We start from the raw sequence: 15,196 nt of genomic DNA, 5'->3' as shown, positions 1-15,196 counted from the left end.
AAAGCCAATCAATATGATGTGGATGCAACCATGGAAGCTCAAAGAGGGCTTCGCTATCGGCTTAGGACTTGTACTCACAGGCCTTATGCTGCAATGGAGCGTAGGACCTGTTCAATGGAAATTATTTGCTTTCCCGCTCAACCTCCTTGCACTCGTTTTTCTCCTTCTCATAATAGGTGTCGTCTATGCGCTACGCAGCAAAGTCTACGCCTTCCGTTTCCTTTCCACTTATGCTGCGGCCGTTCCCGCCCTCTGCTGGGCTGTCTTTCTGACTGCCATCATGGGCATTACGCGTCAAGTTCCCACAGGTCATGCCCCTGTCGATGTACTTGGCTTTACCGACATGCTCAGCTCATGGCCGTTTGTTTTGGTCTATTTCTGGTTGGTCATTCAGCTGGGTGAACTCATCGTAGACCATCTTTTTCGGTTTACGTGGCGTGATATTCCTTTTTATCTGAACCACCTCGGCCTATTCATCGTCATGGTTTCTGCCACTTTAGGCAGTGCCGACATGCAGCGTCTCAAGCTCAACATCAACATGGAAACACCCGAATGGCGTGCCGTTGATGACCAAGGAAAAGTCCATGAGTTGGCGTTGGCTATACAACTCAAACGCTTCCGCATCGACGAATATCCCCCGAAACTCATGCTCATCAACACGAAGACCGGTCGCGAAATACCCGAACGAAAGCCCTACACTTTGCTTGTAGACAGCACTTTCAAAGGGGGCGACATCTTAAAGTGGCATTTCCGCATATTGAAACGCATCAAATGGGCTGCGCCGGTCATGACCCGCGACACGACCAACTACGTCTCTTGGCCTTCGTCCGGTGCCTCTTGCGCCCTTCTTGTAAGAGCTACCAAACGCCAGACAGACAGCAAGGGGCATGCTCAAACCCTCCTCCGGCAAGGATGGGTCACATGTGGCAGCTATCTGTTTCCCTATCAGGAGCTGAAACTCGACGACAAAGTAACACTCGTTATGCCGGAGCGAGAACCCGAACGCTTTATCTCCCGCGTAGAAATACTCACCAAAAGCGGCAAACGCATCATGACCGATATCCTTGTGAACCAACCTTTTGAACTTGAGGGATGGAAGATTTATCAGCTCGATTACAACCGACAGATGGGGTGCTGGAGCGATACCAGCGTGCTCGAATTGGTCTCTGACCCGTGGCTGCCTTTGGTATATACGGGCATTTATATGATGTTGGCGGGTGCGTTGTGCATGTTTATCATTGCTCAAAAGAAGAGAGGAACAGAGAAATGACATGGAATGACTTCATCTTTTTTGCCCTTCCGGCGGTTCTGTGCTGGGCTATCGGGGCATTAGCGGCATGGAAAGGCCGCACAATAGCTGCCTATGGATGCACCATAGCCGGTCTTTTGGTCTTTTTCGCTTTCATCATCGGCATGTGGATAGCACTCGAACGTCCTCCGCTTCGCACCATGGGCGAAACCCGTTTGTGGTACTCTTTCTTCCTTCCTCTTGCCGGATTGATTGTCTACAGCCGCTGGCGTTACAAATGGATTCTCACGTTCAGCACCGTATTAGCACTTGTTTTCATTTGTATCAACCTTCTCAGGCCCGAGATACACAGCAAGACTCTCATGCCCGCCCTTCAAAGTCCGTGGTTTGCCCCTCATGTCATCATCTATATGTTTGCCTACGCCATGTTGGGCGCAGCTGCTGTCATGTCGGGTTATCTCTTGTTTTTTGCCAAACGTTCCATGGGCGAACACGAGATGGAAATATGCGATAATTTAGTGTATGTCGGTCTTTCATTCATGACCATAGGCATGCTTTTCGGGGCACTTTGGGCTAAAGAAGCATGGGGACACTATTGGGCGTGGGACCCGAAAGAGACATGGGCAGCCGTTACTTGGTTCGCCTATCTGGCTTATATCCACTATCGGTTAGGACAGCGGCACAGCTATCGTCCCGCCCTCTGGATGCTTCTCGTCTCCTTTATCTTACTGCAAATGTGCTGGTGGGGCATCAATTACCTGCCGTCTGCACAGGGAACGAGCATCCACACCTATAATTTAGGCTGACTTCCCCTCGTTTTCCACACCCCTGTTCCACAACGCCGGCTTTCCATTTGCACTGTTCCGGCCTGCCTTTCCGTCGGTATTCATTCTCTATGGAGCAAACTGCCCGGTCTGCTCCGCAGAGGATATGATGCCTTACAACCATTCTTCCGGAGGAAAAGTCTTTGCATTCTCAATATTAATCCGTAAATTTGCAACGGATTATACAATATGGAAGCAATAGGAAAAACCGACACTAAGATGCAGTTCAAGCATGCGCTGACACTATGCAGGACGCTGTTTGAAAAGAAGCTGCACGACTATGGAGCTTCTTGGAGAATACTTCGCCCCTCGTCGCTGACCGACCAGCTCTATATCAAAGCAAAGCGCATACGCTCTTTAGAGATAAAGAAAAAGTCGTTGGTGGGCGAAGGTATCATGCCTGAATTCATGGCATTGATTAATTACGGCATTGTGGGGCTCATACAATTAGACAGAGGTTATGCCGACCAAGCCGACCTTTCGTCGGAAGAAGCCATGCGTCTGTACGACGAATACGCGGCAAAAGCATTGCAACTCATGTTGAAAAAAAACCACGACTATGATGAAGCGTGGCGCAATATGCGTATCAGTAGTTATACAGACCTTATCCTGACCAAGCTGCAACGCGTGAAAGAAATAGAAGATTTGGGAGGCGATACCCTCATATCAGAAGGTATCGATGCCAATTATATGGACATTATCAACTATGCTGTCTTTGGTGTTATCAAATTAGAAGAAGCCTCTTGCAGCACCAAAGACAGTCCATCAAAAGACAGGTAAAGGATAACCGCAAGTGAACAAACTGAAGACCATACTCACCAATGTCTGCCGGCTACTCATAGCCATCGCGTTTATCTTCTCCGGCTACGTAAAGGCTGTAGACCCATTGGGCACGCAGTATAAGATAGAAGACTATCTGGGGGCGTTGCATCTCATGGCCTATGTACCTCGGTTTGTCACCCTCGGCGCATCGGTCTCTCTCTCTGCCATCGAATTTTCCATAGGTATCTTCCTGTTGCTGGCCATCCGCCGCCGGCTCATCTCCAAGGTAACGCTCGTCTTCATGTCGGTCATGACGTTGCTCACGATATGGATTTATGTGGCCAACCCTGTGGAAGACTGTGGCTGTTTCGGCGATTTTATCCGATTGACAAACGGCGAAACACTGCTGAAAAACATCGTTCTGCTCGGCGCATCCTTAACGGTTTTCTTCATGCCGCTGCGCATGTATCGGTTTATTTCTAAGACCAATCAATGGATAGCCTTTCATTTCACCTTCGTTTTTATCCTCTTTACAAGTGCATACAGCCTGTATCTGTTGCCTGTTTTCGACTTTCTGCCCTATCACGTAGGCACAGATATCAACCGAGAAATGGAGATACCCGAAGGTGCGAAGGCACCGGAGTTCCAGACGACGTTTATCTTAGAGAAAGACGGAAAGCAGAAAGAGTTTACTTTAGAAGACTATCCCGACTCCTCATGGACGTTTATCGATAGCAAGACCGTGCAGACACAAGAAGGCTATGTGCCGCCCATTCACGACTTTTCACTGCAAGACATGAAGACGGGAGAAGACCTTACTGCCGCTGTTCTCGAACGGAAAGGCTATACATTCCTGCTCATTTCACCCCATTTAGAAGAGGCCGACGACGGTAACTTCGGCGATATCGACTACTTATACGAATACGCCCAAGAGCATGGATATGCCTTTTACGGACTTACTGCCAGCACGATGAGCGGCGTGCAGATGTGGAGAGACATTACAGGAGCCGAGTATCCGTTTCTCAATGCCGATGCCACAACACTGAAAACCATGATTCGGAGCAATCCGGGCATCATGTTGCTGAAAGACGGAGTTATCATACGGAAATGGAGCCACAACGATTTGCCCCGACAGGAGGAACTGTCGGCAAGGCTCGAAAAGCTGCCTTTGGGACATTTGCCGGCAGACTCCATACCTCGAAAGATTGCCGGTGTGGTGCTGTGGTTTGTGCTCCCGCTCTTCCTCCTCACCTTGGCCGACCGACTGTGGGCATGGACTCACTTTCTGAAAGCGAAAAAGAAAACAGATGAAACATATAACACTTTAAAATAAAAGAATATGAGAAAGAAAATTGTAGCAGGCAACTGGAAGATGAATCTCAACCTGCAAGAAGGCGTGGCACTATCCAAACAGCTCAACGAAGCTCTGACTGCCGACCGTCCCCACTGCGACGTGATTATCTGCACACCGTTTATCCATTTGGCCACAATTGCCGGAACCATCGATAAAAAACTGATGGGCTTAGGTGCAGAAAACTGTGCCGATAAAGAAAGCGGTGCTTATACGGGCGAAGTTTCTGCTGCCATGGTGAAAAGCACAGGTGCCGAATACGTGATATTAGGCCACTCCGAGCGCCGCCAATACTATGGAGAAACCCCGGAAATACTGAAAGAGAAAGTACTGTTAGCACTGAAAAACGGACTGAAAGTCATCTTTTGTATCGGCGAATCGCTGGAAGAACGCGAAGCCAACCGCCAAAATGAAGTCGTAAAAAAGCAATTGGAAGGATCGGTATTCAATCTCTCTGCCGCCGAATTTAAGCAGATAACAGTAGCATACGAACCTATTTGGGCGATTGGAACAGGCAAAACCGCAACGGCAGAACAGGCCGAAGAAATACATGCTTTCATACGTGCCGCCATTGCAGAGCATTATGGCAAAGACACCGCCGACGAGACTTCCATCCTTTATGGAGGAAGCTGCAAACCGTCAAACGCACCGGAACTCTTTGCAAAACCCGACATCGATGGCGGTTTGATAGGAGGTGCAGCACTGAAATGTGCCGACTTCAAAGGCATCATAGATGCTTGGAAAAAGTAAACAAAGACAAAGGCTGGAAGACCGTCGCACAGAACGGACTCCTTACGACGTGAGCAACCATCTGGAAATCTCTTAGCTTTTACACGATGGAAGCTAAGCTTTCATCGTGTAAAAGGATAGCTTTCAAGACCTAAAAGCTTAACTATCACAAATCGCTCATTATGAGCATGTTGGCAAGAGACTTCCAAGGCTCGTTTTCACCCCTTTCCTCCCAGCCCTTTACCCATAACTGAAACATCGAAAATGAAACAACTTGTCGCACTCATAGTCTTGGCATTCGGCATTTCTCATGTGTCGCATGCACAAACGTTTCTCGACCGCCTGCAAGCCAAAAAGCAAGGTCAGGGAAAAGTAACCGTGATACAGAGTACAGCCATAGACGAACTGGTTAACGGCAAGAACACGGCAACAGTGTCGCAAAAACCTAAGAGTAACCATGCCGACACGCCAAAAACGCAGACTGAAAAGCCGCATGCCACAGAACGAAACGATGGCAATAAAACGGTGAAAACACAGCCTGAGAAAGACAAGAACACGCAAAAAACAGAGCAGAAAGAAACGGTCGGTACACAGAACAACAAACACGCGGAGCCTGACAATACAGCAGAAACGGAAACAACGCCCGTGCCGCTGCGTAAGAAAGTGATGCGACAAGGCTACAAGGTGGATGGGTACAGGGTGCAAGCATTCTCGGGCGGCAATTCCAGAGCCGACCGCCAAAAGGCCGAGAACATAGGGGCAGCCATCAAGGCACACTTCCCCGAAGAACCTGTCTACGTGCATTTCTACTCTCCGAGATGGATTTGCCGCGTAGGTAACTACCGCTCTTACGAGGAAGCCAACCGTGTTTTACAGCAAATAAAGAAACTCGGCTACAAACAAGCATGTATTGTGAAAGGGAAAATTACTGTGCAATACTGATACCGGCACTAAGGAACCTCATATAATAAGGTGGAAAATAAAAACAAAATGACTACTGAAGAAGACTTCCGAGAGGGACTCGACGAACTCTCATCGCACTATCGGCGTATCCTTGAACTGTTGGGTGAAGACCCTCAACGCGAAGGATTGGAAAAAACACCCATGAGAGTGGCCAAAGCCATGCAGGTGCTTACAAGAGGCTACCGACAAGATCCATCAAAGGTGCTGACCGATGCGCTCTTTGAAGAAAGTTACAACCAAATGGTGATTGTGAAAGATATCGACTTCTTCTCACTCTGCGAACATCACATCCTACCTTTCTACGGAAAGGTGCATGTGGCCTATATCCCCAACGGAAAAATTACCGGTTTGAGCAAGATAGCCCGTGTTGTAGACATCATCAGTCATCGCCTGCAGGTACAGGAACGTATGACCCAACAGATAAAAGATTGCATACAAAACACGCTGAAACCGTTGGGCGTGATGGTGATTGTGGAAGCTAAACACATGTGTATGCAAATGCGGGGCGTAGAGAAACAAAACTCCATCACCACGACAAGCGACTTCAGCGGGGCATTTAATCAGGCCAAAACACGCGAAGAGTTTATGAATCTGTTGCGGGGAGAGACCAAACGAATCTAACTTTAACATCTTTTTGCGCAAGATTTGTTACCTCACGACGTTTCATAAGAAAACAATTAAACATTTAAACCAAAGAAATGATGAAAAAGTTGAACAGATTTGCCGTTGTTGCACTCGGTTTTCTAACACTGACAAGTTCGTTGACTTCGTGCTTGAGCGACAGCGATAACAAAAACGAAATTACCAAAGAACAAGCCATCGCAGCTGTAAAGGCCATGAAAGGGACATACACGGGAAAGGTGACCTCTACGCTCGGCAACACACAAACCACAGAAACCACGCCTAACCAGACATGGGAATCGGATGTGAAACTTAAGATTCCGGCCTTTCGCTTAGCTCCCATCGCAAGTACGTTAGACAACACTTATGCCGACTTACGGCAGGCGCTGGACGATAAAAAAACAGTGGAATGCACCGCACAATACAGCATTGTGAAATTAGAAAGCGGCGTCACGTACTTTGGCCTCTATCCGGACAACATAGAATTCGATGTTACCTACGGCGGAAACAAGCACCGCGTGGCATTGGCATTTGCCCAAGCACAATATGGAGGCACGTTTATGACGGCCTCGAAAAACATGGCTTTCAGCATGGTTGTTTCCAATCTGTATCTCGATAACAAGCGAATCAGCACCTTCCCGCAGGTTCTCTATACTTACAGAACCAAATAACAGCACTGCAAAACAATGAAATTCGTCTCATGGAACGTCAACGGCCTGCGCGCCTGCGTAGGCAAATCGTTTGAAGAAAGTTTCCGTATGCTCGACGCCGACTTCTTCTGCCTGCAGGAAACAAAGATGCAAGAAGGGCAGCTGAACCTACAGTTCGAGGGATATGAAGCCTATTGGAATTATGCCGAAAAGAAGGGGTATTCGGGTACAGCCATCTACACGAGGCATCAACCGCAGAGCGTTTCTTACGGCATGGGGGTGGAAGCACACGACCATGAGGGACGTATCATCACGTTGGAAATGCCCGGTTTTTATCTCGTTACCGTGTACACGCCCAACTCGCAGGATGGGTTGAAACGCTTAGCATACCGCATGCAGTGGGAAGAAGATTTCCTGCAATACATCAAAAAGCTCGACGCGAAGAAACCGGTGATTATATGCGGCGACATGAACGTAGCCCATGAGGAGATAGACATTAAAAATCCGAAGACAAACAGGCATAACGCCGGCTTCACGGATGAGGAGCGGAATAAGTTTACGACCTTGCTTTCGGAAGGTTTTACAGATACTTTCCGCTACAAATATCCTGAACAAGTGAGATACAGTTGGTGGTCTTACCGCTTTCAGGCACGTGCCAAAAATGCCGGTTGGCGTATCGACTACTTTGTTGTTTCCAACCGACTGAAGCCGCAAATCATAGATGCCAAGATTCATACGGCTATCTTGGGATCAGACCATTGCCCCGTGGAAGTGGAACTGAACCTTTGATACGGCTTTCCATCTCCTCATGGAAGAATCATCGCTCGGCAAAAAGAAAATTTGCCGAGCGATGATTTTTATGTCCTCTTCGTTTATCTGCCGTATTGCGAAGTGGTCGTGAGGATTATGATGTAAAGATGTGATGGAATGGAAAAATAATCGTATTTTTGCAGCCGAACAAGAGATAACACGTACGAAATGAAATCTATCAAGGGCATTTATAAGATAGGTAAAGGGCCATCGAGCAGCCATACCATGGGGCCACAGAAGGCCGCCAAAATATTCAGAGACCGACATTTAGACGCAAAAAAGTTTGAGGTAACACTTTACGGAAGCCTTGCTGCAACGGGGAAAGGACACATGACGGATGTAGCCATCATAGAGGTATTGGAACCGGTAGCACCCGTTCGCATCATTTGGGAGCCTACCCTGTTTCTCCCTTTCCATCCTAACGGCATGAAATATGTGGCCTACAATGCCAAGGGAACCAAGACAGAAGAATGGACAGTCTACAGTGTGGGGGGCGGTTCCTTGTCGGAGGGTAAGGAAGAAGCCGATACTTCGAGGCAGACAGAGGTCTATTCGCTCAACTGCATGCAAGACATCATGCAATGGTGTGAGAACAATGGCCGCAATTATTGGGAGTATGTGGCTCACTGCGAAGAAACGGATATATGGGAATACCTGACAAAGGTATGGAACGTCATGAAGGCCTGCGTGGAACGGGGCTTAGATACCGAAGGCGTGTTGCCGGGCGAGTTGAATCTTCCCCGTAAGGCGGCGACTTATTATATCAAGGCCAAAGGCTATAGACCTTCGCTTCAATCGCGCGGATTGGTTTATGCCTATGCGCTTGCGGTGAGTGAGATGAACGCCTCGGGCGGCACTGTGGTGACAGCCCCTACTTGCGGTTCGTGCGGTGTATTGCCTGCTGTGCTCTATCATTTGGCCAAGACGCATGAGTTTAGCGAAACGAAGATAGTGCATGCTTTGGCAACAGCGGGACTCTTCGGAAATGTGGTAAAGCAAAACGCCTCTATCTCCGGAGCGGAAGTAGGCTGCCAAGGAGAAGTGGGCGTGGCATGCGCCATGGCCTCAGCAGCATCCTGTCAGCTCTTCGGAGGCAGTCCGGCACAGATAGAATATGCAGCAGAAATGGGATTAGAACACCATCTTGGCATGACCTGCGACCCCGTTTGCGGTCTCGTACAAATACCTTGCATCGAGCGAAATGCCTTTGCTGCCACCCGTGCACTCGATGCCAATCTGTATTCCACCTTCTCTGACGGACTACACCGAGTATCGTTTGACCGCGTAGTAGAAGTGATGAAACAGACCGGTCACGACCTTCCGTCGCTCTATAAGGAAACGAGTGAGGGAGGGTTGGCAAAGGACTACCATACGTATTGCTAAACAGAGAGTATTTGGCAGCTTACCAATAACGACACAAGTCTATTATATCGAGACCATCGCGTTCATTATATCAAAGCCACTGCATTCATTATATGAAGACATTTGTCTTGATATAAGGAAGACCGTCCTATTGATATAATAAATACAACGGCCTTGATATAATGAACGCAATTGCCCCTCTCACACACCGATTCCCAGCACTTGCGGCAAGGAGACTATGACATGAAACCGAAAGATGCGGGAAACGGTATGGATAAAGGTCAGATAACGCCGTGCAGGCGGTCTTCAAATGCCGAGAGGGCAGCCTTTGCACCTTCGCCCATCGCTATGACAATTTGCTTGTAAGGCACAGAAGAGACGTCGCCGGCAGCATAAACACCCGAAATAGAAGTACGGCAATGCGCATCGATGATGATTTCCTTTTGCGGTGTAAGGTCGAGTTCATCGGCAAAAGGAGCACTGTTGGCAGCCAATCCTATCTGCACGAAGATACCGTCGAGGGCAATGTCGCGTTCCTTATCTGTGGTGCGGTCTTTCACACGGATACCGCTTACTTTCGTACCATCCCCTAACACTTGTGTGGTTTGAGACGATTTGAAAATCTCGATATTGGGCATTTGTGCAGCTTTCTCAAGCAGCACCGTATCTGCACGAAGTGTGTCAGCAAATTCCAACACCGTTACTTTTGAACAGATGCCGGCAAGGTCGATAGCCGCTTCCATACCCGAATTGCCTCCCCCAACGACTGCTACGGGACGACCTTTGTAAAACGGTCCGTCGCAATGAGGACAGAAATGCACGCCGTGACCGATGTATTGAGCTTCTCCATCGACATTGAGACGCCTCCAACCGGCACCTGTTGCGACGATGACAGCAGGCGCAAGAAAAGTTTCTCCGCCCCTGACACAAACACGCTTCACAGCATCGCGCAGGTCGGCATGCTCAATCTTGCGGTTCTCGAAGATATCTACGGGATAACTGCCGATATGGTTCCGCAGGTCATCGGCTAACTTCGTACCGGTGGTTTGAGAAACGGAGATAAGATTCTCAATACCCGTGGTATCCATCACTTGCCCGCCGATACGCTCGGCAACGACAGCCACTTTCAGTCCTTTTCTGGCAGAATAGATGGCAGCAGCCGAACCGGCAGGTCCTCCACCCAACACGACAACGTCGTATGTACGCTCTATCGGCTGTTCGTTGCCCGTCTCCGAGGTACCCATCTTTTCTTCTAACTTGTCGAGCAGCTCGCCCAATGTGCCGCGTCCGCTATGGAACGGTTCGCCATTGAGAAAGACAGCAGGCACACCTTGTATGCCTTTGGCGCTTACTTCCTCCTGAAAGAGGGCGCCATCTATCATCTCATGACTGATAGCGGGATTGAGCAGTGCCATCACGTTCAGTGCCTGCACCACATCGGGGCAATTCGTACACGTCAGCGACACATAGGTCTGCAACTTTGCCTGCCCTGCAATGGCGGCAATACGGCGGACTATGGCCTCGTCGGGAAGATTCTTTCCCTGACCGTCGGCGTTGAGAACGGCAAGGAGCAAAGAGGTAAACTCATGTCCGTTGGGGATGCCGCGAAATGTGATACCGGTGTCTGCACCATCTTTTAAAATCGAGAATTCAAGGCTATCGGCATCGCCCTCGACTGTTTCGAGCTTCAGATGGTCGGACGTGGATGTGAAGTCCGTTAGGAAAGCCTGCATATCGGCTGCTTCCAAGCGGGATGCACCAAGCACGGCACGCAGCGTGTACGTGGTCTTCAGGCTTGTGAAGATGCCTTTTACTTGTTCGAGAATATCTTGGTCTAACATATAAAATACGATTTTAGGGATGAATAAAAAAGGTTCTTTACCTGCCAGCCTACCGGCATGGAAAGAAAGAACCTATAAACTATACGTGAGACAATTAAACTCAATTTGGTCATTAGACCCTGTACAGGTTTTGTTGGATTGTCGGATAGATTGTTTGTCGTCCTGCCGAAGACGTAGTGGACTACGTCGAGAAAGGATGGCAGACAAGATGCCGACAAGCGAATAAAAGATGACAGGAAGCTATGTCGTCCCTATTGAGATGACAGATGAGCAGTCTAATGACCAATTGGAGTTAAAGTTTGCCTACAAGGTCGATGCTCGGTTTCAGCGTTTCTGCACCCTTTTTCCACTTAGCGGGGCAAACCTCGCCCGGGTGAGAAGCGACAAACTGAGCTGCCTCTACCTTGCGTACAAGCTCATCGGCATTGCGTCCCACGCTGTTGTCCTGAATCTCTGCAATCTTGATTTTACCCTCGGGGTCTACTACGAATGTACCGCGATAGGCCAGCCCTTCGTCTTCCTTATACACACCGAAACCGCGGCTCAACACAGCCAAGGGGTCGGCCAACATAGCGTAGTTGATTTTCTTAATGCTGTCTGAAGCATCGTGCCATGCTTTGTGTACGAAATGGGTGTCGCAACTTACGGAGAACACCTCTACGCCCATGCCTTTGAGCTGTTCGTATTTCTCGGCGAGGTCTACCAATTCCGTGGGGCAAACGAACGTGAAGTCGGCCGGATAGAAGAAGAATACAGCCCACTTGCCTTTTACGTCGTCGCTGCTAACAGTTTTGAATGTTCCGTTTTGGAAAGCCTGAACTTTGAACTCAGGCATTTGTGCATTGATAATCGTTTCCATTGTTTTTTATGTTTTAATGTGAATATTTTGATGTTTACGTATTATTTCAGACGGCTCTCTACGATGCTCCAATCTACGATTTGCCAAACGGCGGCGATGTGGTCTACACGGCGGTTCTGGTAATCCAGATAGTAAGCATGTTCCCATACGTCGAGTCCGAAGAGCGGCTCGTTGCCATGACGCAGCGGATTGCCTGCATTAGGTTCCTTGGTAATGACGAGTTTACCGTCTTTATCTTGCGAAAGCCATGCCCATCCTGAGCCAAAGAGTGATGCCGCAGCCTGAGAGAACTGCTCCTTGAAAGCATCGAAGCTACCGAACGCGGCATTGATAGCCTCGGCGATGCGACCTGTCGGCACGTTACCCTCTGCGGGCGATTTAAACTGGCTGAAGTAGAGCGCATGGTTGAGTGTCTGTCCGGCGTTGTTGAAGATAGGTCCTTCAGGAGCCTTCTTCACGATGTCTTCTATTGACTTATCGGCAAATTCCGTGTCTTTAATCAATGTGTTCAGCGTGTTCACGTAGTTTTGCAGATGCTTTCCGTAGTGGAAGTTGATGGTCTGCTCGCTGATAACGGGCTCCAAAGCAGCAGGTGCATAGGGGAGCGAAGGCATTTGTATTGTCATCATTATTTATTATTTAGTTAGTATTATGTTTGTTTCTTTCTCGTTGCAAAGGTATTAAGAATCTTTCTTCCGGCAAACAGATATTATCTATCTGCCGATAGACAAAACCTATTTCCATGTGCAAAATCAGCCGGAGGAGCGACGGAACGATAACGGATATGCAGCCGTTCCATCGCCCCTTTGGGGCTTTTCCTTTTTGCGCATGCTTAACAGGGGCTTCACCCCTGCCTGTGTTCCATCGCCTCTCCGAGGCTCTTTCTTTTACAAAGGCATCGTCCTAAAAAGCGGCAACCCCGGCTTGATGTCCACAGCACTTGCCTTTCCAATCATTAAAAAGCGAGTGGTACACGTCATCGCGACGCGTACCACTCCAAAGTGTTAACCAAATAATCAAGTTTGATAAGCGAGTGCTGTCCTCATTCCTTCGGCACCATCGGATTGGATTGCGGAAATGCGGTCGATAAGATCGCCAGCGCATTCGGACGCTCCGGAAATGATTTCCAACACTATATTTTACTTATAGAACCTCTGTGGCTCATTCATAATTTATTTTTCGCTTCCATATATGTTTGCAGCCTGAAAGTTCTATGCCTTTTATTGATAGGATACAAAGGGGCGAATACAAAGATCTGTGCTATTGAGCCACCCTGTACTAACTGCAAAGTCGACTTGTTCTGGACCAATTGCTGGAAGTACGATATAAATGCTTCCACCACCTATTATCGAACTTGACCAATGTCGTTTTCCCCATGGCTCTTCCGTCAATATGGTACCGCCGACTTGGATAAAGGCCTCTTTAACTAAATGACCATACCAATAAAGATATGATGTACTACCGACAAAATGATTTTCCCCAAATCCTAAATGGACAATCATTGTTCCTAAATCACCACCAGAAGGTAGATACCATGTTAATACCGGCGAACCGGTGTAGGCTACTCCCGGATTGTAATGTGCAGCAGCATAGAAAGCCGGAAAATCCGTATTGAGGCCCTTCGCTTTATTGCCTGTAACGATGGCTGTGCTGTAAGTAGGATTCCAAGTTTCCTCCTTGCCGGTAGTGGCCTCTTCAAACACGGATTTTTTACCATTTGTAGCCTTGTGTGTATTGGTTTGCGTCCATTGATACTTTGCAACAGCCCAAATGATACCTGCAGGAATCTCTTTTAAAGCGATGGCCATATTCTGGTTGGGCACAATCAAAGCAATAGGGGTCTTCCCACCTCCGCCGAAAGTGGTATCTTTAAAGGTGCCGACATCGCCGTTGCTCATCAGATAGGTAAAGGCGGGTTTCATCTTTACTTTGATACGATAAGTACCGTTGGCGGCAAATGGATGGCTATTGTTGGCGAGTTTGTTAATACTACCGTTAATCGGATTCCAAAAGATGGTAGTACCCGAGATGTTGAGTTTCAAGCTGGTTACATCGGTTGTCGGCAAAAAATAATGGTAATCGGCGGTAGAGGTATAAGCATAATTCTTTCCCCAATACGATGCGACGTATTTTGCTTCCGTGCTGGCCGGAGAATTATTTGTTGTGGCCGGCATCGTACCTGTATTCATGCTTGTATAACTGCCGGTGATGGGGTCGTAAGACACGCGTTGCGGAATGTTGTTGCTCGTGGATTGGAGTGTGGCGGTGACGGCTGTAGGAATATCTTTCTTTGCCACGAGTTGCGTATGAACACGCACACCCACATGCTTGGAAGACAGATTAACGGCTTGATCGGTGGTGCCCAAAGTGATTTGTTGCCGACCGATGCGCGCGGTAGCAGCATTAGCCAAAGCTATTTCGAGTTTATCGCCAACGGGCGTTACTTGGTCGTTGAAGCAAAGAAAGGTGTAAGTATGATTCCTCGCCAACATGACTTGTGTCGGTGAGCCTGCATCGGGTGTAAAACCTGTGGCGGTGAATGTGCCTTTCATCTCTCCCTTCAACGTACTGCCTTCATAGACACGGATGGTGTAGTGTGTGGGGGTGGTTACGCCGCGGGTAGCTGCTGTCGGCTTCTCTGCCGGCTCGCTTTCGAGTGTGGTCTCTGTTTCGCAATCGCCCACCTCAGACAGAGCTGGTGCTGATGGTATCGAAGAGGCTCGGGTGAGTTCGGTTTCTGTGCCGAATCCCTCTTCCGCCATGCGGAACTGCACGGCCTGAAACGTGGTTTCTTCCTCTCTGTCGTTGTTATCCTCTTTGCTGCATGCTGTGATTGCAAGTGCTCCTATTGCAAGGCAAAGGCTAAATAATGTTGCTTTCATCTTCATTGTTCTGTTTTTATTCAAATTCATTTTCATCTCCATCGTCAATGTCGTGTTCGTTGTCCCAATCGTCTTCGTTGAAGCCCGGCCCGTTGGGAGTTACTTTCGGACTGCTGCAGATTAAACTTGTTTCTTCTGCTTCTACCACCTCACACCACGGTGCAAGATACGGGAGCTTGTCTTCCTGATTCCTTTTCATCTTTCTAATTGTTTTAAGTGAATAAAATTGAAGTTATTTTTGCCTTCTCGTACCTCGCAAATGGGCATGAAAAAGCGAACAAAGGGAACTCCTT

13 protein-coding genes and 1 pseudogene are annotated in these 15,196 nt (G+C 48.4%); 9 read left to right on the top strand and 5 right to left on the bottom strand.

The genetic code is table 11. From position 1 onward, the window contains the following. The first annotated feature begins 16 nt into the window (after positions 1-16). From HMPREF0658_RS09015 to HMPREF0658_RS08970, 9 genes and pseudogenes are all read left to right on the top strand, one after another. A complete protein-coding gene (locus HMPREF0658_RS09015) occupies positions 17-1,270 on the top strand; it encodes a cytochrome c biogenesis protein ResB (protein WP_024991041.1) in 1,254 nt (417 codons plus the stop codon). Further along, positions 1,267-2,055 carry a cytochrome c biogenesis protein CcsA gene (gene ccsA / locus HMPREF0658_RS09010; RefSeq protein ID WP_006950338.1) on the top strand — a complete coding sequence of 263 codons (789 nt, stop codon included), beginning with the start codon at positions 1,267-1,269 and terminating at the stop codon, positions 2,053-2,055. Before HMPREF0658_RS09015 ends, ccsA begins: the two co-directional genes overlap by 4 nt. Before the next feature lie 207 nt (positions 2,056-2,262). Further along, entirely contained in the window at positions 2,263-2,853 is a 591-nt protein-coding gene (locus HMPREF0658_RS09005) for a DUF1599 domain-containing protein (protein WP_006950337.1), read from the top strand. Between the two features lie 13 nt (positions 2,854-2,866). Continuing rightward, a pseudogene (locus HMPREF0658_RS12060) lies at positions 2,867-4,936 on the top strand (BT_3928 family protein). Positions 4,937-5,179: 243 nt separating this feature from the next. After that, positions 5,180-5,857, top strand: a complete 678-nt coding sequence (locus HMPREF0658_RS08990; RefSeq protein ID WP_006950334.1) for an SPOR domain-containing protein — start codon at positions 5,180-5,182, stop codon at positions 5,855-5,857. Positions 5,858-5,905: 48 nt separating this feature from the next. Further along, the gene (gene folE, locus HMPREF0658_RS08985; protein WP_024991040.1) at positions 5,906-6,499 is read left to right on the top strand and encodes a GTP cyclohydrolase I FolE; all 594 of its coding nucleotides are present in this window, start codon (positions 5,906-5,908) and stop codon (positions 6,497-6,499) included. Positions 6,500-6,576: 77 nt separating this feature from the next. Further along, positions 6,577-7,170: a DUF4840 domain-containing protein gene (locus HMPREF0658_RS08980; RefSeq protein ID WP_006950332.1), complete on the top strand. Its 594-nt coding sequence runs from the start codon at positions 6,577-6,579 to the stop codon at positions 7,168-7,170. Positions 7,171-7,185: 15 nt separating this feature from the next. Continuing rightward, positions 7,186-7,938 (top strand): exodeoxyribonuclease III, encoded by a 753-nt coding sequence (locus tag HMPREF0658_RS08975; RefSeq protein WP_006950331.1) that lies wholly within the window; start codon positions 7,186-7,188, stop codon positions 7,936-7,938. Positions 7,939-8,127: 189 nt separating this feature from the next. After that, positions 8,128-9,342, top strand: coding sequence for an L-serine ammonia-lyase (locus tag HMPREF0658_RS08970; protein ID WP_006950330.1), 1,215 nt, complete (start codon positions 8,128-8,130; stop codon positions 9,340-9,342). A 260-nt stretch (positions 9,343-9,602) separates the two neighbouring features. On the opposite strand, the gene ahpF is transcribed toward HMPREF0658_RS08970, so the two are convergent. The 5 genes from ahpF to HMPREF0658_RS08945 form a co-directional block, all read right to left on the bottom strand. Further along, positions 9,603-11,162: an alkyl hydroperoxide reductase subunit F gene (gene ahpF / locus HMPREF0658_RS08965; RefSeq protein WP_006950329.1), complete on the bottom strand. Its 1,560-nt coding sequence runs from the start codon at positions 11,160-11,162 to the stop codon at positions 9,603-9,605. A 292-nt stretch (positions 11,163-11,454) separates the two neighbouring features. After that, positions 11,455-12,021, bottom strand: a complete 567-nt coding sequence (ahpC, locus tag HMPREF0658_RS08960; RefSeq protein ID WP_006950328.1) for an alkyl hydroperoxide reductase subunit C — start codon at positions 12,019-12,021, stop codon at positions 11,455-11,457. A gap of 41 nt (positions 12,022-12,062) precedes the next feature. Next, on the bottom strand, positions 12,063-12,650 hold the full coding sequence (locus tag HMPREF0658_RS08955; protein ID WP_006950327.1) for a superoxide dismutase: 588 nt from the start codon (positions 12,648-12,650) through the stop codon (positions 12,063-12,065). A 591-nt stretch (positions 12,651-13,241) separates the two neighbouring features. After that, positions 13,242-14,903 (bottom strand): hypothetical protein, encoded by a 1,662-nt coding sequence (locus HMPREF0658_RS08950; RefSeq protein WP_139047750.1) that lies wholly within the window; start codon positions 14,901-14,903, stop codon positions 13,242-13,244. 16 nt (positions 14,904-14,919) lie between these two features. Beyond that, positions 14,920-15,102, bottom strand: coding sequence for a hypothetical protein (locus HMPREF0658_RS08945; protein ID WP_006950324.1), 183 nt, complete (start codon positions 15,100-15,102; stop codon positions 14,920-14,922). Positions 15,103-15,196: the final 94 nt, after the last annotated feature.

This window comes from Hoylesella marshii DSM 16973 = JCM 13450 (assembly GCF_000146675.1).
In the GTDB taxonomy this organism is placed as follows: Bacteria; Bacteroidota; Bacteroidia; order Bacteroidales; family Bacteroidaceae; genus Prevotella; species Prevotella marshii.
Note: the sequence above shows the minus strand (reverse complement) of the source record. Positions and strands in the feature narration are given on the sequence as shown.